At 32.6% G+C, this 22,872-nt stretch carries 21 protein-coding genes and 1 pseudogene; 8 read left to right on the top strand and 14 right to left on the bottom strand.

The window, feature by feature from the left end; all coding sequences use genetic code 11:
* Nucleotides 1-401 precede the first annotated feature (401 nt).
* The gene (locus D3P13_RS20935) at nucleotides 402-1,367 is read left to right on the top strand and encodes an IS110 family RNA-guided transposase (RefSeq protein WP_117885449.1); all 966 of its coding nucleotides are present in this window, start codon (nucleotides 402-404) and stop codon (nucleotides 1,365-1,367) included.
* Nucleotides 1,368-1,499: 132 nt separating this feature from the next.
* On the opposite strand, the gene D3P13_RS20930 is transcribed toward D3P13_RS20935, so the two are convergent.
* The 11 genes and pseudogenes from D3P13_RS20930 to D3P13_RS20880 all read right to left on the bottom strand — a co-directional run bounded on the left by D3P13_RS20930 (nucleotide 1,500) and on the right by D3P13_RS20880 (nucleotide 12,545).
* The gene (locus D3P13_RS20930) at nucleotides 1,500-2,198 is read right to left on the bottom strand and encodes a hypothetical protein (protein ID WP_117885447.1); all 699 of its coding nucleotides are present in this window, start codon (nucleotides 2,196-2,198) and stop codon (nucleotides 1,500-1,502) included.
* Between the two features lie 268 nt (nucleotides 2,199-2,466).
* On the bottom strand, nucleotides 2,467-3,228 hold the full coding sequence (locus D3P13_RS20925; protein ID WP_117885445.1) for a DUF6090 family protein: 762 nt from the start codon (nucleotides 3,226-3,228) through the stop codon (nucleotides 2,467-2,469).
* 160 nt (nucleotides 3,229-3,388) lie between these two features.
* The gene (locus tag D3P13_RS20920; RefSeq protein ID WP_117885443.1) at nucleotides 3,389-4,573 is read right to left on the bottom strand and encodes a serine hydrolase domain-containing protein; all 1,185 of its coding nucleotides are present in this window, start codon (nucleotides 4,571-4,573) and stop codon (nucleotides 3,389-3,391) included.
* 85 nt (nucleotides 4,574-4,658) lie between these two features.
* Nucleotides 4,659-5,585: an alpha/beta fold hydrolase gene (locus D3P13_RS20915; RefSeq protein ID WP_117885441.1), complete on the bottom strand. Its 927-nt coding sequence runs from the start codon at nucleotides 5,583-5,585 to the stop codon at nucleotides 4,659-4,661.
* A gap of 197 nt (nucleotides 5,586-5,782) precedes the next feature.
* Nucleotides 5,783-6,307 carry a hypothetical protein gene (locus D3P13_RS20910; RefSeq protein WP_117885438.1) on the bottom strand — a complete coding sequence of 175 codons (525 nt, stop codon included), beginning with the start codon at nucleotides 6,305-6,307 and terminating at the stop codon, nucleotides 5,783-5,785.
* A gap of 197 nt (nucleotides 6,308-6,504) precedes the next feature.
* Entirely contained in the window at nucleotides 6,505-6,948 is a 444-nt protein-coding gene (locus D3P13_RS20905) for a hypothetical protein (RefSeq protein ID WP_157972988.1), read from the bottom strand.
* 179 nt (nucleotides 6,949-7,127) lie between these two features.
* Nucleotides 7,128-7,751 carry a DUF6090 family protein gene (locus D3P13_RS20900; protein ID WP_117885434.1) on the bottom strand — a complete coding sequence of 208 codons (624 nt, stop codon included), beginning with the start codon at nucleotides 7,749-7,751 and terminating at the stop codon, nucleotides 7,128-7,130.
* Nucleotides 7,752-7,986: 235 nt separating this feature from the next.
* On the bottom strand, nucleotides 7,987-10,059 hold the full coding sequence (locus tag D3P13_RS20895; protein WP_232829262.1) for a prolyl oligopeptidase family serine peptidase: 2,073 nt from the start codon (nucleotides 10,057-10,059) through the stop codon (nucleotides 7,987-7,989).
* A gap of 295 nt (nucleotides 10,060-10,354) precedes the next feature.
* Nucleotides 10,355-10,550 (bottom strand): annotated as a pseudogene (locus tag D3P13_RS20890) (proline dehydrogenase family protein); the annotation flags it as partial.
* 82 nt (nucleotides 10,551-10,632) lie between these two features.
* The gene (locus tag D3P13_RS20885) at nucleotides 10,633-11,073 is read right to left on the bottom strand and encodes a hypothetical protein (RefSeq protein ID WP_117885430.1); all 441 of its coding nucleotides are present in this window, start codon (nucleotides 11,071-11,073) and stop codon (nucleotides 10,633-10,635) included.
* A gap of 296 nt (nucleotides 11,074-11,369) precedes the next feature.
* Nucleotides 11,370-12,545, bottom strand: a complete 1,176-nt coding sequence (locus tag D3P13_RS20880) for a proline dehydrogenase family protein (RefSeq protein WP_117885427.1) — start codon at nucleotides 12,543-12,545, stop codon at nucleotides 11,370-11,372.
* Nucleotides 12,546-12,791: 246 nt separating this feature from the next.
* Between D3P13_RS20880 and aroB the strand changes: the two genes are divergently transcribed.
* Nucleotides 12,792-13,859, top strand: a complete 1,068-nt coding sequence (aroB, locus tag D3P13_RS20875) for a 3-dehydroquinate synthase (RefSeq protein WP_117885426.1) — start codon at nucleotides 12,792-12,794, stop codon at nucleotides 13,857-13,859.
* Nucleotides 13,860-14,048: 189 nt separating this feature from the next.
* Entirely contained in the window at nucleotides 14,049-14,429 is a 381-nt protein-coding gene (locus D3P13_RS20870; protein ID WP_117885424.1) for a RidA family protein, read from the top strand.
* On the opposite strand, the gene D3P13_RS20865 is transcribed toward D3P13_RS20870, so the two are convergent.
* From D3P13_RS20865 to D3P13_RS20855, 3 genes are all read right to left on the bottom strand, one after another.
* On the bottom strand, nucleotides 14,422-14,784 hold the full coding sequence (locus tag D3P13_RS20865; protein WP_117885422.1) for a methylglyoxal synthase: 363 nt from the start codon (nucleotides 14,782-14,784) through the stop codon (nucleotides 14,422-14,424). The genes D3P13_RS20870 and D3P13_RS20865 overlap by 8 nt on opposite strands.
* Before the next feature lie 99 nt (nucleotides 14,785-14,883).
* Nucleotides 14,884-15,744 (bottom strand): N-acetylglucosamine kinase, encoded by an 861-nt coding sequence (locus D3P13_RS20860; protein WP_117885420.1) that lies wholly within the window; start codon nucleotides 15,742-15,744, stop codon nucleotides 14,884-14,886.
* 296 nt (nucleotides 15,745-16,040) lie between these two features.
* Nucleotides 16,041-18,575 (bottom strand): DUF559 domain-containing protein, encoded by a 2,535-nt coding sequence (locus D3P13_RS20855; RefSeq protein ID WP_117885418.1) that lies wholly within the window; start codon nucleotides 18,573-18,575, stop codon nucleotides 16,041-16,043.
* 88 nt (nucleotides 18,576-18,663) lie between these two features.
* Between D3P13_RS20855 and D3P13_RS20850 the strand changes: the two genes are divergently transcribed.
* The 5 genes from D3P13_RS20850 to D3P13_RS20830 all read left to right on the top strand — a co-directional run bounded on the left by D3P13_RS20850 (nucleotide 18,664) and on the right by D3P13_RS20830 (nucleotide 22,849).
* Nucleotides 18,664-19,155 carry a DUF6438 domain-containing protein gene (locus D3P13_RS20850; protein WP_117885416.1) on the top strand — a complete coding sequence of 164 codons (492 nt, stop codon included), beginning with the start codon at nucleotides 18,664-18,666 and terminating at the stop codon, nucleotides 19,153-19,155.
* Nucleotides 19,156-19,220: 65 nt separating this feature from the next.
* Nucleotides 19,221-19,670, top strand: coding sequence for a methyltransferase family protein (locus D3P13_RS20845; RefSeq protein ID WP_117885414.1), 450 nt, complete (start codon nucleotides 19,221-19,223; stop codon nucleotides 19,668-19,670).
* Nucleotides 19,671-19,970: 300 nt separating this feature from the next.
* Nucleotides 19,971-20,648, top strand: a complete 678-nt coding sequence (locus D3P13_RS20840; RefSeq protein WP_117885412.1) for an MORN repeat-containing protein — start codon at nucleotides 19,971-19,973, stop codon at nucleotides 20,646-20,648.
* Nucleotides 20,649-20,755: 107 nt separating this feature from the next.
* Nucleotides 20,756-21,520: a TIGR02757 family protein gene (locus D3P13_RS20835; protein WP_117885457.1), complete on the top strand. Its 765-nt coding sequence runs from the start codon at nucleotides 20,756-20,758 to the stop codon at nucleotides 21,518-21,520.
* A gap of 123 nt (nucleotides 21,521-21,643) precedes the next feature.
* Entirely contained in the window at nucleotides 21,644-22,849 is a 1,206-nt protein-coding gene (locus D3P13_RS20830; RefSeq protein WP_117885410.1) for an RsmB/NOP family class I SAM-dependent RNA methyltransferase, read from the top strand.
* Nucleotides 22,850-22,872: the final 23 nt, after the last annotated feature.

Below are 22,872 nucleotides of genomic sequence, written 5' to 3'. Positions count from 1 at the left end.
GAAGATACAAAAAAGTTATAAAACCAATATGATTCTTTTAAAAGAAAATGTTAGAAGTTATTAGACAGTCTGACGTTTATGTATAAGAATAGTTGCGGGTTTGTATGCGAGGATTTTCCGAAGGAAAATCAGACGTTACAAACACGCAACGACCTTTGATTAAGCACTAAGCCGCAATTATTTTTATACGGCTTAAGTTTACAATCTCTACTTTTAGAGTTATAATCAGAAAGAACAAAAGAGAGAATTAAGGTTAATTTATACGGTGAAGCTATAGACTTCGACAACATTGATAATCCTCTCTCTTTTCTACTAAAAATCACGTTCAGTTCTGTGAGACCTAGATCTCGTTTTCAAGTTGTTGTGAGTCAAGTAGGTTGTTCTTTCATAAATCATTTCTTATGAATAAATATACTGAAACTTTTGGAATTGATATTAGTAAAGATGTTTTTGATTGTTATGGCAGTAAGCAAGGTCATTTACAATTTAAAAATGATGAAACGGGTTTTAATAAGTTTCAAAAAAAATTAGTTATTAATAGTTTAGTTGTTATGGAAGCTACGGGCTATTACCATTACAGGTTTGCACAGTTTTTATATAGTAAAAAAGTAATAGTTTCCGTAGTCAATCCTTTATCTGTAAAGCGTTTTATCCAAATGAAATTAGCAAAAGTAAAAACGGACAAAAGTGATGCTAAGGCCATTTGTGAGTATGGATTAGTTAATGAAGTTCCACTTTATAATGCACTTACCGATGTGCAAAGCGAATGTTTACAACTCTTTAGGTTAATGGATAGTTTTTTAAAGAAAAGAACAGCTACCAAGAACAAATTACATGGAGAAGAAGTATTAGGTATTCCATCAAAATGGGTTTATCGATCTTTAAAAAGAGACAAGAAACATTTAGATAAAGAACTTTTAGGAATTCAAACCAAGCTATTATCATTAGTAAAGCAAGATCAGCAACAACAATTAACACTCTTGCAGAGTATTCCAGGCATAGGAATGAAGACTGCTTTGTTTTTAATTGTAATTACAGATGGTTTTTCCAAATTTGAAAATTCTTCTCAATTATGTAGCTATGTTGGAATTACGCCAACAATAAGAGAATCAGGCAGTAGTGTAAGAGGTAGAAGTAGAATTAGTAAGGTTGGCAATAAAAAGCTAAGAAACCTTTTGTTTTTATGTGCATTTTCGGCCTGTAAACACAATAAAGCTTGTAGAGAAGTCTATGAGCGTATTGTAAACAAAGGGAAAAGCAAGAAACTGGCTTTAATTGCAGTAGCTAACAAGTTGTTAAAACAAGCTTTTGCCATAGCAAAATCAGGATTACCCTATGATGAGGGTTTTGTATCTGTGCGAAGGTAAATGAATGCTAAATAATAATAAAAATAGTCAATTGAAACTTAGAATTTATTTTAATTGACAAAGAATAATAGTGTCAAAATTTAATGAAGAATTTGTTTGTTTTTTAACTCAGTTCTTTGTTAGCGGTAGTTTTTATTCGTTCATTTTGATTTTATGTTCCGTATATTTCAAAGATTCAATCTCCGATATATTAAGTCCTTGTTCAGAGATATAATCCGTATTTTCTTTCATTGAAACTTGAATTTCGTTGCTAATTGTTAGATTTCCATACTCGTCATAGGCTTCTGGTAAATAGATTGAAAATGATTTTCCGTTTCTAAAAGTTCCGATTTGCGTGTCTCCATATTCGTTTTCAGGGTCTAAAAAGAACAAGTAATCTTCTTGTGAATCAGTTTTATTTTTAGAAAATCCAATTGAAAGTTCGGGAATCGCTGTGTTTTCCTCATATCCACTTAACCAGCCAACAAGATTGTGATAAACATAAAAACTAATCGATAGGTCAGCTTTTATAATTTTCCAATCTCCGTATTCCGCAATTCCGAAATTGTATATTTTGTATTCTTCATTTCCTGAAAGTTCTCCATATTCTTTAATTCCTTTGAGAATGTAACTTTCTGTTGTGCTTTTTGTAAGTATAAACCTGTTGTAATCTTCGCTCTTTATTTTCTTTAATGTCCCGAGAGTCGGTTTTTCTTTTTCAGGTGTGTTTTCTTTAGTCTCAACACTATTTTTGTTTTGACTAATTACATTGTTTTCCTTTTTTCCTCTAAATTGATTGAAAAGAATAAAAATAATTACAATTGCAATTACGCTTATTATTATGTACTTCATTCGTTTTTTTTAAATTACCGCTAACTATTGTATAAACGTATTACGTTTATCCCCGTTAATTATTATCGTATTTTCTTGAATTTACGTAGCTAAGGTGAACAGCACTTCAATTGGGTTGGAGTAGGGTTTTATTTAGCGACAGCCTTTCAAATGTAGCATTAAAATGGCAATAAAGCAAATTATAAATCTAGGTAATAAGTGTTATCAAAGTGCTCTGTGAAATTTAGCATGAATAGCAGTATGTAAACAGTACTTTGTTGTGCTTTCGTTATTCTTTTTTCACTAATTCGGATTCAATTTGTACTATAATATTTTCAACAAACTTTAAAATATTTTTTTGATATTCCAATCTATTCTTTTCTAAATCAGATTTTGTTACCAAAACACCTAAAAACGAATCATTTTTTAGATGTTTAATAATTGCACTATTTCTTTCTTCTTCAGTTATTGGTTTGTTTAAACCATTACTTTTTCTATCTCTTTCAGGTTCCAAATAGGCAGCATAATTACTCGATTTCTCCACCAATGATGATGTCAATTCTAAACAAAAGTCTTCATCTTCAAAACCATATTTGATTTCTGCTGAAAATTCTGCAAGTAAACTCTTCAATTTTTGATTTTTTATAACGTCAGTTTTACCAGAGCCAATCAGTCCATCATAAGTTCCATTAACGGGTTCTACTCTCCAGTATGATATTGCTCCGCGATAAATATATTCTCCAATAGAATCAATATCTTTTTGTTCATTCATTGTCATTTGCAATTTGTAGCAAAACTTAACGACGGTTTCTTGATTTTTGATTGTCGCTTTAGTTCTGTTTTGGGTTTCCAAAAAATCTGTTTTCATCGCTTTTAGAATTGCGACTTCTTCATTTTCAGTAATTCTGTTTTGGTTCCAATTATTTATACCTAGAGCAATTAAAATTCCAATAACTACCAGAATAATTTCTCCGATTGCATATTTTAGATATTTTCCAGTTTTGTTTTCCTTAAGTAAGTTTTGACGAATACGTCTAAAAAATTTTATCATTGGTTAGTGGTTTTCTTAATGAAGCACAACGGTTGGTATAAAAAGGGTTGCGGGTTTACATGCGAGGATTTTCCGTAGGAAAATGAGACGTAGTAAACTTGCAACGAGCTTTGGTTACACCCAAAATTGAGCAATTATTTTTATACCGTGTTATACTCGGTTATTTATTCTTAAGTGTCGGAATTATTCTGTCTTGCAAAGCTCTATAAGTTGACTGTTCTGGCTCATTATTTATATTCCAACCATTAAAGACAATTATTAAATTATGTTTTGGTGCTATCATTAAATACTGACCTCCATATCCGTTGGCGGAATAAATATTGGTTTTGTCATTATCCGTATATTCAGGAATCCACCATTGATACCCGTATCCCGTAACACTTTTCCATTGAGGTTTTACGTTTTTAAGTAAAGGGCTTGTGGATGTTGTAACCCAACTTTCAGATACAATTTGCTTACCATTCCATTTCCCTTTGTTCAAAAACAATGAACCAATTTTAGCCAAGTCTTCTGCCTTAAGATATAAACCTCCTTCTGTATCAATTTCTCCATCAGGCGTTTCTTTCCAATAGTAATCTGTAATGCCGAGTGGCTCAAATAATTTTTCTTCTGCCCAATCATCAATTCGTTTGCCCGTAATGGTTCTAATGATTTTACCTAAAAGAACAGTTCCTCCTCCATTATACACGAATCTTATTCCTGGTATGATATCCATAGGCTTACTCAAAACATATTCTACCCAGTTGTCGCTTGATTCCAGCCTAAAACAGTCATTTGTAGTATCATTATGGTCAGTCTCTTCATTCCATTGTAATCCACTTCTCATTGTCAATAAATCTTTAATAGATATATTTTGCTTTCGTTTATCTAGAAAGTAAGTATCATAACCAGTCAACAAAGGCATTATTTTGTTGTCAACATTATAATCTTCGTTCAAATCTAACGTAATACCTAAAAGGATTGAAGTAATACTTTTGGTTACAGATTGAAGGGTGTGTAATTCAGTTTGCTTGTAGTATGGATGCCAATCTGTACTATTGAAATTATATTGATGATTAGTTGTGTCATATTTTTGAACAATAGTTTTATTGTCCTGCTTATATTTAAAATCTGCCAATAACTCATCATTTTGTATGACCATAAAGCGGTCAATTAATCCATAATATCCATCATTTATTTCTGAATGAATAGAATCAATCACTGAGGAAAGGACATTTTGGGAAGCCACTCTTTGAGCGTCTTTAATGGACTCTTTATCTTTGTTTTTTGAGTTACACCCCATTAACGCAACTATAAACAAAATTGAAAATGTTAGCGTTTTAATTTTATTTATAATTGTTCTCATAATTTTTGTTGTAATTAGATATAACGATTAATAGTTGGTACGTAGCATCACGAAAGGTGCTATGATTTTACATACCGTGTTATACTTATTTTACTTGTGTTTCTATATTGTCGATAAACTGCATGATTTCAGTATTAATAGTATCGCTATAGGAAGTAAAAAAAACATAATGGTCTTTTCCTTTCATTTCAAAAAGCGTTGAATTTGGTATTCTTTTGGCCGCATTCTGTGAGTGAGAATAAGGAACGTTATCATCTTTATCACCATGAAATAGGATGGTAGGAGACATTATTTGATCCAATTTTAAATCTTTTAAATGGAAGACCACATTGTTATCGTTTTCTAAACCATCATCAATTGACACGAATGGGAATAGACCTCTTTCAACAAACCAATCCATGATTTCACCTTCTTCCTTTGACATTTGAGTTTTAGCAATTTGAATTCCTAACCATGTACCAAATTCAGTTTGAAAGAAGGAACTTAAAAGGCCATTGTCATCCGTTGTGTCTTCCATTTTTTCAGAAACAGCTGCAGATAGTATCAGTCCTGCACATCTGTCTGGATAATCTATCGCAAACTGAATACTTGGGGGACCACCACCAGATATTCCATTGACATATACAGCATCAATTTTTAGCTCATCTAATAAGCTTTTATAGAGTGCCGCTTCATCTTTGGGGGTTCCCCCAGAGGATAAAGGTGTTTTATAATAACCAGGTCTTGAGACCGCCAACACACTAAAACCTTTCTTAAGAAATGATTCACCCCCTGCAACATGTACACTACCTGGAGATCCATGAATCATGAGCATATATCGGTCTGAATTACCCTTTAAAGTGTATTCTACAGGTCCTTCGGAGGTAGTTATGACTTTCGAATTTTGAGGTAAATTTTGAATTGCAGCTTTTTTCCAAAAGAAGAAAGTGATATAAAGGCCAATCATTAAAACTGCGATTAAGCCAATGATTGCTATTAAAATTCGCTTAATCCATTTAAGTAACTTTTTCATTCTAATCTTCAATTAAGTATAATGTTAAACATATGGCAAGTTGGGCAGAAAACAAGCGATTACTTTCGTTTTAGCCACAAGCCAAATCTTTCGCTCCCGAAACTTCGGGATTGTTTTAATTTTCTCTTTTAATACCAAATCAAAAGATTTGGCGACCTTATTAAGAATATAATATCGTTTAATTAAACTTTTCTTATTTACCAGCGTCTGGAAACAGATATTGAAAAGTCTCCACCTTTATATTCAGGATGCTTGATAAAAGTGATTTCATAATTTGGGTTTTCAACTAGTTGATAAACCCAATCTTTAAACTTGCTACTTCCCTCTTTATTTGGCATTCTTACATATTTTTTAGATGAAGAAACTGTTTGGTATAAATCATTAAAGTGTTGTTCATCATCTGTATAAATTATAGACATAAACTTTAGCTGGAAAACTAAAAAATAAATTGAATTTATTTTAGCCGTTTTATCTGTACTTTTTGGTCCGTAATGCATCTTTCTAGCTCCAATCTTACTGCCTGTATAACCTTCATCTCCTTTATCATAATCCAGTCTGGTATATTTATGTTCTTTAACAATTTTCACGAAACAACTACTTGTATCATAAACTTCATCACTCTTACAAGATACAATTTCAAAAAGTTGATCCATTGTTATTTCTTGTGCAGAAATAGATAAATGAATTAAGAAACATGTTATAAATAAGTAAATTACTTTCATTGTATATATAGTTTAAAATTAAATAATATAACCAAAAGGTATAAAATATTTTTCATCGTTTATTTAGACTCTAGAAAGCAATTTAGAAATAAAACGTCATAATCCCAAAAAATGTTCGTTTTATAAATATGTTGAAAATATTAATTTTGGAGTACTTGATTAGTGCTTTTCATAGGTCATGGTGTCTACATAGTGTTTTATTTTTTTATCAGTTTCAATGCCAGAAAAGGTGTTGCAATTCCAATTCCAATTAACATGGTTGAATAAAAGTCAAATGGTTCAATCAGCAAATATTCTGGAAACAATGGATTTGGACTTCTTCCAATATAAATAAGAAAATAAAGTCCAATTCCGAATATTATTAGTACGCAAAAAAGAACAGTTAGTAAATCCAATAATAATTCCGACTTTTTAAATTCCGCTCTTGTTGAGTTATATAACATTCCAAAAACAGGAATTGAAGCAAAGGTCAGATAATCTAAAGTATTTGTTGATATGCCAAAATGATATCCCGTCATTTTTTGAATCAAATTGATTGAATCAACTATTAAATTAATTCCGAACATAGAGTTAAGAGATAAAAATATCAAAGTTGAAATTCCAATTATGATGTATTTAATATTTTTCGGTATTTTTTTCAATTTGGATTTCGTTTTTCAACATTATGCACAACGTTGTTGTGAATTAGTTGCGTGTTTTAAGTACTAAAATAAATAAACACAGATAGAATTCCGAAGTCTCGGAACACTAGTCCCGTCGCTTTAAGATTCGTAAGTCGGCAGTAAACTAGCCATGAATTTTATACGTTATTATGTTTTCGTTATTTTTCTAATTCATTATCGATTATATTTTCGATTTCTTGACATTTCTTGATTAGTCCTTCCAATATTCCATTAATGGCAAAACTGTTTACTCTAATTACTTTAACTGTATTAATAAACTCTATACTAGATGAAAGGGAATTGTAGTCAGCAGGCTTCATAACAGGATCTTCATAATTCTCTATTGTGAATTGGGTTCTGGCAATTGGTCTTCCATAATCATGAATATTAATACGATAATTTTCATATTCATAATCCAACTTTGGATATTCTATGTTGTATAAGTCTAAAACTTGTTTTTTTAGTTTATCACTTGATATTAAGTCGATTCCTTTCGACTCAAGAACTTTATATATGGAAATTTGTGGCGAAAACATTTTTTCTATTCCTGCCATTGAAATAATAACGAATTGCTTATTAAGCGAATCATTATAAGGTAATTTTTTCTCTACATGATTTAGTAACGAAGTCGCATAATGAATATCCCTTTTGCCCCATTCCAATCTTAAATTTAATTGCTTAATGTCTGTTGATATTGAGTTTTTGAGTTCTTGAAGTATCTTTGTTTCTTCTATGGCGTTCTTTCTGTTTTCATTCCAATTATTTATTGATAGAGCAATCAAAATTCCGATAACTACAAGTACTATTTCACCAATGGCATATTTTAAATACTTTCCAGTTTTATTTTCCTTAAGTAAGTTTTGACGAATCGTCTAAAAAATTTTATCATTGGTTAGTGGTTTGTCTCGAGTACTCGGGATGAAGGCTAACGTTTCGTAAAAGCGGACGTTTTAATGCCGCCTATTCAATGTTAGCAGTAGTGCTTTATTGTCTTAATACAGTCACAATACATTTACATTACTTCAACTTCATCAACAAATAGGAAAACGTTAAAGCGTTTGATTTAGCTCTTTGTTCATTAGTAGATGAGCCTGCATGGCCTCCTTCTGTATTTTCATAATAAAAGGTTTTGTAACCCATATCATTCATTTTAGCTACCATTTTTCGGGCATGACCAGGATGAACTCTATCATCACGTGTAGAAGTGCCAAAGTATACTTCCGGATACTCCGTGCCTTTTTTAAGATTGTGATAGGGTGAATATTTTTTAATGTATTCCCATTCTTCAGGAATATCAGGATTACCGTACTCGCCCATCCAGCTAGCTCCTGCTAATAGTTTATTATACCGTTGCATGTCTAACAAAGGCACTTGACAAACCACAGCATTGTATAAATCAGGTCGCTGTGTAAAAGCAACTCCCACTAATAATCCACCATTACTTCCACCCATGACACCTAAATGCTTTGGCGAGCTTACTTTTTTGGAAATCAAATCTTCGGATACGGCATATAAATCATCGAATACATTTTGACGCTTTTCTTTTTTACCATCTTGATGCCATTTTGGACCAAACTCTCCACCACCACGGATATTAGCGAGAACAAAAACACCACCCTTATCTAACCATGACACTCCATATGTTGATGCGTAATATGGTGTTAAGGAAATTTCAAATCCACCATAAGCATATACAAGTGTTGGATTAGTGGTATCATTTTTCATGCCCTTGGCTGCTACCATAAAATAAGGAATCATCGTACCATCTTTTGACTTTGCTTTATGCTGTTTTATTTCATATTTACTCGCATCAAAAAAAGCTGGTAATGATTTATAGGTTTTAAAAGTATTGTTACCTGCATCTGCCGAATACAAGGTAGTTGGTGTTATAAAGTTTGTAAAGTTAAAGAAATACTGATCTGAGAGGTCATCGGTTGCTGCTATAGAAATAGTTCCAAAATCTGGTGCATTTACTTTTTCACTAGTCCATTTTTCATTATCGAATGAATAGATATGTAATTGACTAGTAACATTGGTCAGTAGTTCTATAAGTAATTTGTTTTTAGTAGTTGAAACCCCAGAAATACTCGAAAATTCATCTGGCTCTATGATTAGTTTAATTTCTTTATTTCCTTTTAATAATTCAGAAAAATTTATACTTAGTAATGTTCCGGTTTTATAGGTTTTGGTATTCACAGTCCAATCTGATTTCAATTGTATAATCATTTGATTATTTAAAATAGCACTAGGACTGGCATCTTCAGGAATGTCTAACTTAATTGCTTTATTATTGTCCCAAATGAAGCTGTGGCTTGTATAGAATGTAAGTGCCCGACTAATCATCGTATATGCTTGTGAACCATCACGCATAACGCCTCCCCAAGTACCTACATCAGAAGATTCTCCCTTATAAATTAGTTGAGCATCTTTTAACAGCGTACCACGTTTCCATAGTTTTACTTGACTAGGATAACCAGATGTTGTCATAGTGCCTTCTCCGAAATCGGAAGAAACAATCAGGGTGTTTTCATCTATATAACTGGCATTACCTTTAGATTCATCAATTGAAAATCCATTTTCTATAAATTGTTTTTTATTTACATCAAATTCTTTGGTAACCACCGCATCGCCACCACCTTCAGACAGTTGAACTAAAAAACGATTGTAATCAGGATATAAACCATTACTACCTTTGTAGACCCATTTTTTATCATCTTTTTTTGAAATTTCATCTATATCAAGGAGCGTTTCCCAAACTGGATTTCCACTTGTATAGCTGTCTAATAAGGATCTCCTCCAAATACCTCTCACATGATTTTCGTCTTTCCAGAAATTATAAACGTAATTCCCCTGAATAGATGGATATGCTATTTTTTCATTAGAATTATATATTTCTAAGCTCTTATCGTAAATAGACTGATAGTCTTTTTCGGTACTAAGTTCTTCAATGGTAGCTTTGTTTTGACTCGCTACAAATTCCAATGCTTTTTGGCCATCAACTTCTTCTAACCATAGGTATTTGTCTTCCTGTGCTTGAGTAATTAGGACTATTCCAAATAATGCTAAGAACAATAAAGTGTACTTTTTCATGTTTATTATTTTATTTTTTGTCAAACTATTTTGAGCTAATTGCCATTTTTTCATTACTGCTAACAATGGAATATATGTAATCCCTACACCATCCTTTAATTCTATAAATGTAATTAATTTTTTATAATAATGCTACAACCTATATTATTATTATTATGGGACTTCTTACATGGTTTAAATAGTATTAGCCGTTTGTTAATCGTTAAGCTACGGCTAAATTTTAGTAACATAAAAACCCACATAAAGCTTGGCTTTATTTGGGTTTTAAAAATTGTACATTTTTATAGTATAAACGTCAATTACAAACGTCCTTGGTTTTTCGGCGGGTACGGTTCTTTTTTTAGTAAGCTTAACTCTCTGCTGGTTTGTCCGGCTTCGGAAGTATTTTCTTCAGCCCTATATATTAAATAAGGCATCACATCTCTTACCGCTCCATAAGGCATGTATTTAGAAACATTACACCCTTCTTTTGCCAAATTGTACGTAATATATGATCATTCTTATTAAAGTCCTTTAGTGGAAAATTAATGAAGTTTTACTTGTTTTTTTACCACAGTACTTTGTTGTAGTAAGTTATTTTTGTTCCAATTCAAACAATATTCCAATAAAGTCAAAATAGATTTTTCCATTTTGGTATTTAATGATAATTCTTTTAGGCACAGTATTACTTGATATTTCGAAGAGTTCAATTCTATTTTCATTCGCGATTGTCCATTTGTAATCATATAATCCAATAAAAGGTGTTGAGTTTTTTTCGTTCTCAAGTCGATTTTTCTTGTCTCGATAAAGTAATTCTTTAGTTTCTAAAAATTGGATTGATGCTCCAATATAATCTTGTTTCAATCTGGTTTCTATTTCAGAGTTTGATTCCGCATTTGGTCCACAGTTTGAAATTATGGCGTTATATGTGACATCTTTAATAATCCATTTTCCAATAATTTCAGAATCGGTAGATTGAGAATAAGTAATTCCGTTAAAGCATAAAAAACAAAAGAATATTAGTGATGATCTCATATTCTAATGACGAATTGTATTCTGTTTTGTTACTAATGTAATTCCGTCACGATAAGGTTCCGATTAATTTACTACAACAATTGTATAACCGTATTGTGGTTATACCCTTTATCAATGCAAGTTAATGAAATTCCATGAAATTGTATACTGAACAGGTCGTAATGTAACTTGTCAATTTACAATAGCCGTTTGTTAACCGTTAAGCAACGGTTAAATTTTAGTAAAATAAAAAACCAGATAAAGCCTGTCTTTATCTGGTTTTTAAAAATTGTGAATTTTTATAGTATAATTGTCACTTATAAACGTCCTTGTTTTTTACGGCGGGTACGTTCTTTTTTTAGTAAGCTTAATTCTCTACTGGTTTGTCCGGCTACGGAAGTATTTTCTTCGGCTCTACGTATTAAATAAGGCATCACATCTCTTACCGCTCCATAAGGCATGTATTTAGAAACATTATACCCTTCTTTTGCTAAATTGTAGGTAATATGGTCGCTCATACCATACAACTGGCCAAACCAAATGGTTTTATTGTCTTTTTCTAATCCTTTTTTTGCGGCCAATTCCATCACCTTCATCGTACTTAATTCGTTATGTGTACCCGCATATAAAGACAAGCCTAATCCAGTTAACATATAATCGATACCGGCATCATAATTTTGGTCGGTCGTTTGTTTATCAGCACAAATAGGAGACGGATAGCCCTTTTCTTTGGCTCGCTCTCGCTCTTTTTCCATATAAGCTCCTCGCACTAATTTCATCCCTATCTTATAACCTTTGGCTTCCGCTCTTTGATGTAAGTTCTTTAAATACTCTAATCGATCCCATCTATACATTTGTAGGGTACCAAAAACAATGGCTTTCTCCGTATTGTATTTCTCCATCATGCTCTCAATTAAATCGTCAGCGGCATCTTGCATCCAACTTTCTTCGGCATCTATCAATAAGGGTACATCTTTTTCGTAGGCAGCCTTACAAACCGTTTCAAAACGTGCTACTACCCTACTCCAATCTTTTTGTTCTGCATCTGTTAAGGCAGTACCAGCAGTAATCTTTTCATACAATTTAAACCTGCCAAAACCAGTAGGTTTAAATACCGCAAACGGAATACTAGGCTTCTCTTTTGCAAAACCTATATTTTTTAGGGTCTTTTCTAAAGCCATTTCAAAATGCTCTTCGTCTTCTTTACCCTCTACGGAATAATCTAATACCGAATGTACATGGTGTTCGTACATCTTTTCTATAGTATCTAAACAATCCTTCTCATCTACACCACCACAAAAATGATCAAAAACAGAAGCTCTAATCAATTGTTCTACCGGTAAATGGGCTTTTAATGCAAAATTGGTTATGGCAGTACCAATTCTTACCAACGGTTCACTTTTTATCATCTTAAATAAAAAGTAAGCTCGTTCTAACTCGGCATCGGATTTTAATGTGAATGCCGTTTTTGTATCTTCAAATAATGTACTCATTCGGTTGATTTGTTTAAACAAATATAACAAGAAGATTGTTCTACTGATTCAATAAAATCAATTTATTTTAAGGGTAAAAACGGACTCTTTTTCACCTTTTTTTTGGCATTTTTATTTCCATATTCGCAACAATCCATTTCAAAAAAGCAGCAATTGCCCAGAATTATGACTTATTTTCGCTTTAATACCAAAAGTTGAAACCAGTTCGTATAATTTTCAATAAATTCGCAAATATTTTTATTACTTATGAAGCCAATTACATCTGCCAGTTATTCTATTTATTTTAATGACGATGCTTATCAAAATCTCAATGCTTATATTGCTAAAAATGAGATTGATAAAGTTTATATTTTAACTGATAAAAACACGCATAAATTTTGTTTACCAAAGTTTAAAACAAAAATTCCGAGTACTGTAACTATCCAAACCATTACCATTAACGATGGTGAAATCAATAAGAATATTAACACCTGTGTAGAAGTTTGGAAAGCGTTAACCGAATTAGAAGCCGATCGTAAAAGTTTAATTATAAACATTGGCGGCGGTATGGTAACAGATCTTGGCGGATTTGTAGCGTCTACCTTTAAACGAGGTATTAAATTTATTAATATACCTACGACGCTACTCAGTATGGTTGATGCTTCCGTTGGAAGTAAAACGGGAGTAGATTTAGACAATTTAAAAAATTTAGTAGGGCTGTTTTCTAATCCCGAAATGGTTTTAATTGACAGTACCTTTTTAGAGACTTTACCTGAACGGGAATTAAAGTCTGGTGTGGCTGAAGTGATCAAATACGGTTTAACTTTTGACGCCGACTTATTAGAGACTATAAAACAAGATAAATGGAAAGAGGTTGCTGCTTTAAACAACATTATCTATCAATCTATAGAAATAAAAAACAAGGTAGTTTTAGAAGATTTTAAAGAAACAGGATTACGAAAAGTGCTAAACTTCGGACATACCGTAGGCCATGCTATTGAATCTTATCATTTAGATCATAAAGATTTAGACCGCTTATTACATGGTGAAGCTATTGCCATTGGGATGGTTGTTGAAGCTTATATTTCTAAAGAACTCCATGGTTTTCCTGAAGAAGAGCTGGCTTCTCTTAAACAATATGTACTAAAAACCTATGGAAAAACAACCATTGCAAAAAAACATGTTCCTGCAATTTTAGAATTGATGAAACATGATAAAAAGAATATAAAAGGAACGGTTCGTTATATTTTATTGAAAAATATTGGTGAGTTTGTAATTGATGCAGAAGCTACCAATACCTTGGTTATTGAAGGCTTAGACTATTATGAGCGTTAGTTGAAAATTCTAAATAAGGCCTACTATAACTATCGAATAAATAGTATAAATGATAGATGAAATACCCTAAATGAGATTGCCACGGGCATTTTAAGAAGTTATTTAATAATGGACTTTATCGAATGGCTTCGCAATGACAATTACACTAATGACTTCAATACATAACTATTGATAAAAAATAAAACAACGATGAAAACAATAATTACAACTTCAAAAGCACCAGCACCAATAGGTCCGTACAACCAAGCTGTTTTAGTAAATGGTATGCTTTTTACTTCTGGTCAAATTGCTTTTGATCCGGCAACTGGGAATCTGATTTTAGAAGATATTCAATCGGAAACCAAACAGGTAATGGAGAATTTAAAAGCGGTATTGGCTGAAGCCGAGTTGACTTTTGAAAATGTAGTGAAAACATCTATTTTTATAGCAGACATGAACGATTTTGCTAAAATAAATGAAATTTATGGTGCCTATTTTAATGACGAAACAGCCCCAGCAAGAGAAACGGTTCAAGTAGCTTGCTTACCGAAAAATGTGAATGTAGAAATTTCTATGATTGCTGTTAAATAGCACCAATCAATAAATCTGCTGTTGCAGGATTAGTTGCCAATGGCACATCATGTACATCACACAAACGCATGAGCATTAATACATCAGGTTCATGCGGATGTTTTTCTAAGGGATCTCTAAAAAAGAGTACCATATTACATTTACCTTCTGCTACTCTAGCTGCTATCTGGGCATCGCCTCCTAGTGGCCCTGAAAGTAACTTCTGAACTTTAAATCCCGCTTTTTCCACTTTCTCTCCCGTTGTTCCGGTAGAAACAAAAGTGATATTTTTACCTAATAATATATCTCTGTGTTCATTTAAAAACTGAACCATCTCAGCCTTTTTTCCATCATGTGCTATTAAAGCGATTTCCATAAATCTTTATATTTATTTTTTACTTTTACTGTGGCAAAATTAATTATAATATAAATATGGAGCTCATATTTAACTTTACGATACTATTAACTCTTTGGCTTAATGAATATTCTTAGCATGATAAGAAACCAATCCTTCAATAGGTCTTCTCACAAAATTACCAACTTTGAAACCCATTTCTGCACCAACTTCATTTATTTCGTCTTGAGCATAAAAAGCAATAGAACCCGCAAAATGTACAGGTACTGTTTTTATCTCTTCTTTATATTGCATTATCATACTTTTAGTAAATACTCTAATGCCACTTTTAATTAAATCTGTACTATATTTTAAATCTTTATTTAAAAATAAAAATTCTGCAAAATCTGCTAAATACGCATTTGGGTTTGGTTGTTTGTAGAGATTATATTTAATAAAATCTTCATCCATATTATAACGCTCTGCCATACCTACTCGTAAACTTTCAGGCATTACCTTAAAGAAATAATCTCTTATCATCTGCTTTCCGTAATAATTACCACTGGCATCATCCATTAACATATACCCTAATGATTTTACGCGTTGCTCAATACCTTCTCCATTATAATACGTACAATTAGAACCGGTACCTAAAATACAAACGACAGCAGGCTCATTATTGTCAATAGTAGAATATATGGCTGCCAAGGTATCTTCAGCAACAACAACTTCTGCATTTGGAAATAATTTTTCTAACACTTCTGTTAGGGCTTTATTGGGGGCATCCGTGCCACAACCCGCTCCATAAAAATAAATATGTTCTACTTCATTTTTGTGTAGTTTTAGCCTATCACTTTCTTGAATTCTCCCCATTAACTCACTAGGAGTTAAAATAGCTGGGTTTAATCCTTTTGTTCTCACCTTTTCAAACAATTGGATGCCATTGTCATCAATTGCTATCCAGTCACATTTTGTAGATCCACCGTCTGTAATTATCGTCATAATTGTTTAATTTAAAAAATTGAACTGACTCAAACCCTCTATGTTTATGAAAAAGAAAGAGCTTAAATCAGTCCAGTAAAAGTAGTTAACGAATTTAAGAAAAAAGATGATAAACGTCATGATTATTTAGAAAAATCATCTTAATCGGTCAATGTTAATAGTATAGTTCATAACTAATTTCAAAAACGATTAGATAACCCCGTGAAAATCATAATTTTGATGTGTTATAATAAATTTTATTACAACAACTCCTTTTTTCCCTATAAAAGTCCTAGATGTCCAATTTGGGACTTTTTTCAACTTATATTAGCCCAAATCGCTTTATTCTTCGTTATTTCTTGATAAGTTCTCTTTAATTGTAAATGATTTGGATCTAATAAGTACGGGTCTTTTTTTAAGAGTTCAAAAGCCATTTCTCTTGCTCGTTTTAAAATAGCACCATCTTTAACAAGATCTGCAATCTTTAAATTTAAAACCCCACTTTGTTGGGTGCCCATCATATCTCCAGGACCACGTAATTTTAAATCAACCTCAGCAATTTCAAATCCGTCATTGGTGGCCACCATCGTTTCTAGTCTTGTTTTGGCATCGCTCGTTAATTTAAAGCTTGTCATTAAAATACAAAAACTCTGCTCTGCACCTCGCCCTACTCTACCTCTTAATTGATGTAATTGAGAAAGTCCGAAACGCTCTGCACTTTCTATGACCATGGCACTGGCATTGGGTATATTAACGCCTACTTCTATTACCGTTGTAGCCACCATAATTTGTGTTTCATGGTTTATAAAACGATTCATTTCGTAATCTTTATCGGCTGATTTCATTTGGCCGTGAACAATACTAATTTGATATTTCGGTTGCGGAAATTCTCTCGAAATACTTTCATAACCGTCCATTAAATCTTTAAAATCGAGTTTTTTTGATTCTTGTATTAATGGATATACCACATAAACCTGTCTGCCTTTAGCAATTTCTTCTTTCATAAATTTGAAAACACTCAATCTATTGCTATCATATCTATGAGCCGTAATGATCTGTTTTCTACCTGGCGGTAACTCATCTATTACAGAAATATCTAAATCGCCATAGACACTCATGGCTAAGGTTCTAGGGATAGGTGTTGCCGTCATTACTAAGATATGTGGAGGGATTGGAGCTCCACCTATCTCTGGGAGGCTTTTCATGGCTGCTGAAATTTGATGTAGCAAATTCTCGCTATTGCCCACAATCTCTTCCGTAGTAAAACGGAGCACATGGTAGCCAAATTCAGTTAAAATTTGACTTCTCATTTCACCGACGTCCTTTTGTTCTGGGCTATTTTTAGTAGCTACATCAATTTCAATAATCAATTTTTTAGAGCTACATATAAAATCAACAAGGAACATATCTACACTTTGTTTCCTTCTAAACTTGACATCTAATTTTCGGGTTCTTAAACCTTCCCAAAGCATTTGTTCTGCTTCTGCTGTTTGTTTTTTCTTTTCTTTCTGAAGCTCCTTTACTAAAGCATAAATAGAAGGGTTAGCCGTTTCATACTTTTTATGAATTTCAGCTTGCTTTCCTTCAGGCAATTTTGTGGGTGGACTCTTCATCCACATTTTTGCTCGTTGAGCTACCCCAAAGCGATGTTGCTCGTCAATAACCGCAATTCCTAACTTTTTGAATTGTACTTTATCTTCAAACAAGGCATGTGTACCTATTAAAATATCTAAAGACCCATCTTCTAACGCCGCATGAATAATTCTTCGTTCTTTTGTTTTTGTTGACCCTGTCAGGATTTTTACATGAATATCCATATCAGATAGTAATTCTGTTATGGCAATAAAATGTTGATTTGCTAATATTTCTGTTGGGGCTATTAAGGCCGCTTGAAATCCGTTATCTAAGGCAATTAAAATGGTTAAAAGTGCTACTATCGTTTTACCAGAACCTACATCTCCTTGTAAAAGCCTGTTCATTTGAGCACCAGTACTCATGTCTTTTCTAAATTCTTTAACCACTCGTTTTTGAGCGTTGGTCAATTCAAAAGGTAAATAATTGTTATAAAACGTATTAAAATTATCGCCAATGGTATCAAAAACATACCCCTTAATTTGGGTTTTATGAATCATGTTTTTGCGAATCAGTTGCAACTGAATAAAAAATAATTCTTCAAACTTTAAGCGTTGTTGGGCTTTCGTTAACAGTTGTTGACTCTTCGGAAAATGAATATTAAATAAGGCTTCCCCTTTAGAAATTAAATGCAAGGTATCAATAATACTTGCAGGTAGGTTTTCTTGAAATCTATTTCCTAATTCGAGAAACAAATTTTGAATCATTTTAGAGACAATCCTATTGGTGACTCCTTTTTTAGATAATAACTCTGTAGATGGATATACCGGCTGCATAGCCGTTTGTAAACTCTTTTTATATTCCGTGACCAATTCCAATTCAGGATGTGGCATACTAAAAGTACCATTAAAATGATTTACTTTTCCAAAAGCGACATAGGCTGTATTTAGTTTTAGCGATTCTTTGATCCACTTTACACCTCTAAACCAAACCAATTCCATAGTGCCCGTATCATCAATAAAGGTGGCCACAAGTCTACTTCCTCTTTTTTGTTGAACCGTTTTAATGTTTACTATTTTACCAACAATCTGTACTTCTGCCGAATTCTGGAGCAAACCGTTTACCTTAAAAAATTGGGTACGATCCATATATCTGTTCGGAAAAAAATGCAACAAATCAGACAAGGTTCTAATACCTAATTCCTTACGCAGCAAATCTGCCCGAGCGGAGCCCACACCTTTAAGGTATTCTATAGAAGTATGTAAATTAGTTCCTGCCAAAAATTAGTTTTGAGAACGAAGATAGTAATTTGGATAGTTTTAACGAATAAGAATTTCTATATTTGAATCGAACACTTTTCACAACGCAATGCAGAAACTTATAGTCCTGTTTTTATTTTTTACAAGTATAGTGGCTTGTCAAAAACCTAAAGTAAACGATAGCAACGAAAATAATAACACTGATTTTTCTACTATAGAGCTAACAGTAGAACGCGGTGCATTTCACTATGACACTTTTGTTTTAAAAGACACCACCATTACTTTCCATCCGCAAAAGGAAATGGATTCTGTAGAGCATCAAGAGTATTACACCAAATCTGAAAAGCATATTTCTAAAGCAGATAGAGATGTATTGGTTCAAAAAATAATAGCTGCTGATATTTGGGATTTAAAAGATAAGTATACCCCTGATGAATCTTGTACCAGTATGCTAACGGTTACGTTCAGTTTAAATGGTAAAACAAAGAAAATTGTTAGCGAAGACTTTGATCGTGGTTGTCCTGAAATTATTAAATATATTGAAAGTGAACTGGTACGTCTTCATGGTAAGGAGCTTAAACGGATCTTTTTACCAGGATAATTTAAAATAACCAAAGAGGTACTTCTTACAACATTAAATCAAATAGATATTCAAATTATAGTTAGATGAAACTTAAAATTCCGCCAGCAATTCAATTTTTATTTTTTGCGATTGCCATGTTTATCATTACAAAGTTAACAGGTAAAAATTTTTCATTTGCATTGCAAAATGTTGTTGTGATCCTATTATTTGCTTTTGGAGCCTTCATTGGTTTACTTGCTGTATTATCTTTTAGAAAAGCTCATACAACTATTAATCCCTTAGACCCTTCAAAAGCATCAAAGCTGGTAACGTCTGATCTCTACCAGTATACTAGAAACCCAATGTATTTAGGGTTGCTGATCATACAAACGGCATTGTTTTTCGGATTTGGAAATTACTATAATATCATTATTTTGTTTATCTATGGTTGGTATCTCACCAATTATCAAATTAAACCTGAAGAAGAGGCATTGACAAAACTATTTGGTGATGGGTACACGCAGTATTGTGAAAAAGTACGAAGATGGATATGAAAAAAGCGGAGCTAAAAGAATTTTTAGAGGTGAAGGTTATTGATTTTAAATTTTTTAACCGCAACTATCGCTATGGGGAACCGAAAAATGATGCGAATAGTATCTAAAATGTTAACTTTGGGTTTAAATTTAAAATCTAATATAGTGATGGATTATTCAAGGTTTTAGGTAGAGCTTAACTAATCATCATTCACTATAATATATCAAAAAAAATAGAAAAAATTTAATCACTTCATTCTTTTGCTTATTTAGCACTGAGTGTCGCATTATTCAAGACTTATAAATATTAAGAAAAATCTCATGAAACATCTTTTATCCCTTTTATTTTTTATACTATTCTATGGTTTCTCTCAATTTGTTAATGCTCAAGATTGCAAGGTACTCGTTCTAAAAATTGATAGTATTTACACTGGAAAATGCAAAAAAGGCTTTGCCCATGGTAAGGGAACCGCAATAGGAGAAGATACATATAAAGGGAAATTTGTTAAAGGATGGCCTAGTGGTAAAGGAACCTATACTTGGGCCAATGGCGACAGTTATACTGGAGATTTTCAAGAAGGAAAACGATTTGGAGAAGGAAAATTAACAATAAAAGGAATTGACCGTGATAGTATTATGGATGGTCTCTGGGAAAATGATATCTATTTGGGGGCAAAACCTAAAAAACCTAAGGTGATTATTAAAGAACAAATTGATAGGTATACTTTTAGAAAAATAGGAGATGGAAAAGACCGAGTACTCATTAATTTCTTACAAAATGGACTTCCAAATAAAACCCTTGAAAATCTAACTATTAATACTTCAAGTGGAACTGAAACTAGATTAGGAAATTCTACAGGCTATGAATTTATCGACTTTCCAGTCACCATTAGGGTATCTTATAGTACAATGAACAAATTAAACACAATGAGACATGAAGCCCTTTTTGAATTTAAAATAACTGAACCAGGAGATTGGGTACTAAATTTAGTCAATTGATAATTGACCTTTGCTTGAATTATTGTAGTTTATATTTTTAACATTTTACGCGTAAAACAATAAAGAAATAATTTCTCTAATTTTTGTAAAATAGTACGTCAATGGGTATGAAAAAAGCTGAGCTAAAAGAGTTTTTAGATGTTAAGGTTATTGAATACAATAACCCGAAGTTTATTGAGTCTGACCCTATTCTAATTCCACATCGTTTTCAGCTCAAAGAAGACATTGAAATTTCAGGTTTTTTAACGGCAACTATCGCTTGGGGAAACCGAAAAATGATCATCAATAATGCCAATAAAATGATGGAATTGTTGGATAATAGTCCACATGATTTTATCATCAATCATAAACCTAGTGAATTAAAATCATTAGAAAATTTTGTACACAGAACGTTTAACGGAAATGATTTTGCTTATTTTATCCAGGCATTACAACATATTTATAAAAATCACGGAGGCTTAGAAGCTGTATTTTCACAACATATTGAAAATAACTCGACCCAAAATGCCATTCACAATTTAAAAAAAGTGTTTTTTGAATTGGACCATTTACCAAGAACTCAAAAACACATATCAGACCCATTAAAAGGTTCTGCCGCCAAAAGAATCAATATGTTTTTACGATGGATGGCCAGAAAAGATACTGCGGGTGTAGATTTTGGAATCTGGGAGACCATTGCCCCTTCAACGCTATCTTGCCCTTTAGATGTTCACTCTGGTAATGTAGCCAGAAAATTAGGTTTACTTACCCGAAAGCAAAATGACGCCAAGGCGTTGGCTGAACTAGACTACAATTTACGTGAATTGGATCCAAACGATCCAGTTAAATACGATTTTGCCTTATTTGGATTGGGAGTGTTTGAAAAGTTTTAGTGCTCTACTTCGCTTGCACTGACAGTATTATTAGTTACATTTGCACATTAATTCAAAAATAAAATTATTGTTTTTGAATTCATAGTTACACGAATAGAAAATTCAACGATTACACAATAGCAAATGCGTTTACATAGAAATTTAGTACTAGCCGTTATAGATTCACTTAATTATATTTATAATGATGGTTTATATGCCGATAAAGTTGTAGAAAAGACTTTAAAAAGAGATACCCGTTGGGGAGCCCGTGACAGAGCTTTTATTGCCGAAACAATTTATGATTGTGTGCGTTGGAAAAGACTCTACAACGAAATTGCAGGAACAAAAAATCATTTTTCACAAGAAAACTTATGGAAAATATTTACGGTTTGGGCTACGTTAAAAGGAATTTCTTTACCAGATTGGAAACAATTTGAAGGTACACCTGTACGTCGTTTAAAAGGAAAATTTGATGAGTTTCAAAGTAACCGTGCTATTCGCGAATCTATTCCAGATTGGTTAGATGAAATGGGGGTTAAAGAATTAGGCAAGCAATGGGATAAAGAAATTGAAGCTTTAAACCAACAAGCAAGTGTGATATTGAGAACCAACACCTTGAAAACCACTAAAAAAATTCTGCATAAAGCTTTACTTGAAGAAGAAATATGCTCTGAATTTGTTGAAGGATACCCTGATGCCTTAAAACTGATGGAACGCAAAAATGTATTTAGAACAGATATCTTTAAACAAGGATTTTTTGAAGTACAAGATGCTTCGTCACAATTGGTGGCTGCCTATTTAGATGTACAACCAGGTATGCGTGTCATTGATGCTTGTGCTGGAGCTGGAGGAAAAGCATTGCATTTAGCCGCATTAATGGAAAACAAAGGGCAAATAATTGCACTTGACATTTACGGAAATAAACTGAAAGAATTAAAACGTAGAGCGAAACGAGCAGGAGCTCATAATATTGAACCTCGCACTATAGATTCTACCAAAGTAATTAAAAAACTATACAATCAGGCAGACCGTGTGCTTATCGATTCACCATGTAGCGGATTGGGTGTTTTGAGAAGAAACCCAGATGCCAAATGGAAATTGCAACCTGAATTCATAGAAAACATTAAAAAAACACAAGCCCAAATCTTAGAAAGTTATTCTAAATTTTTAAAGATTGGTGGAAAAATGGTGTATGCTACCTGTTCTATCTTGCCTTCTGAAAATGAAAAGCAGGTACAGGCATTTCTAAAAACACATGATAATTTCCATTTAGTTAAAGAGAAGAAAGTTTCACCGGCAAAATCTGGTTTTGACGGATTCTATATGGCTCTTATGGAGAGAACCGCTTAAAAATAGTAAATACCGTCCCCTTT

This window comes from Aureibaculum luteum, from assembly GCF_003449015.1.
In the GTDB taxonomy this organism is placed as follows: Bacteria; Bacteroidota; Bacteroidia; order Flavobacteriales; family Flavobacteriaceae; genus Aureibaculum; species Aureibaculum luteum.
This window is presented reverse-complemented; position numbering and strand designations above follow the sequence as displayed.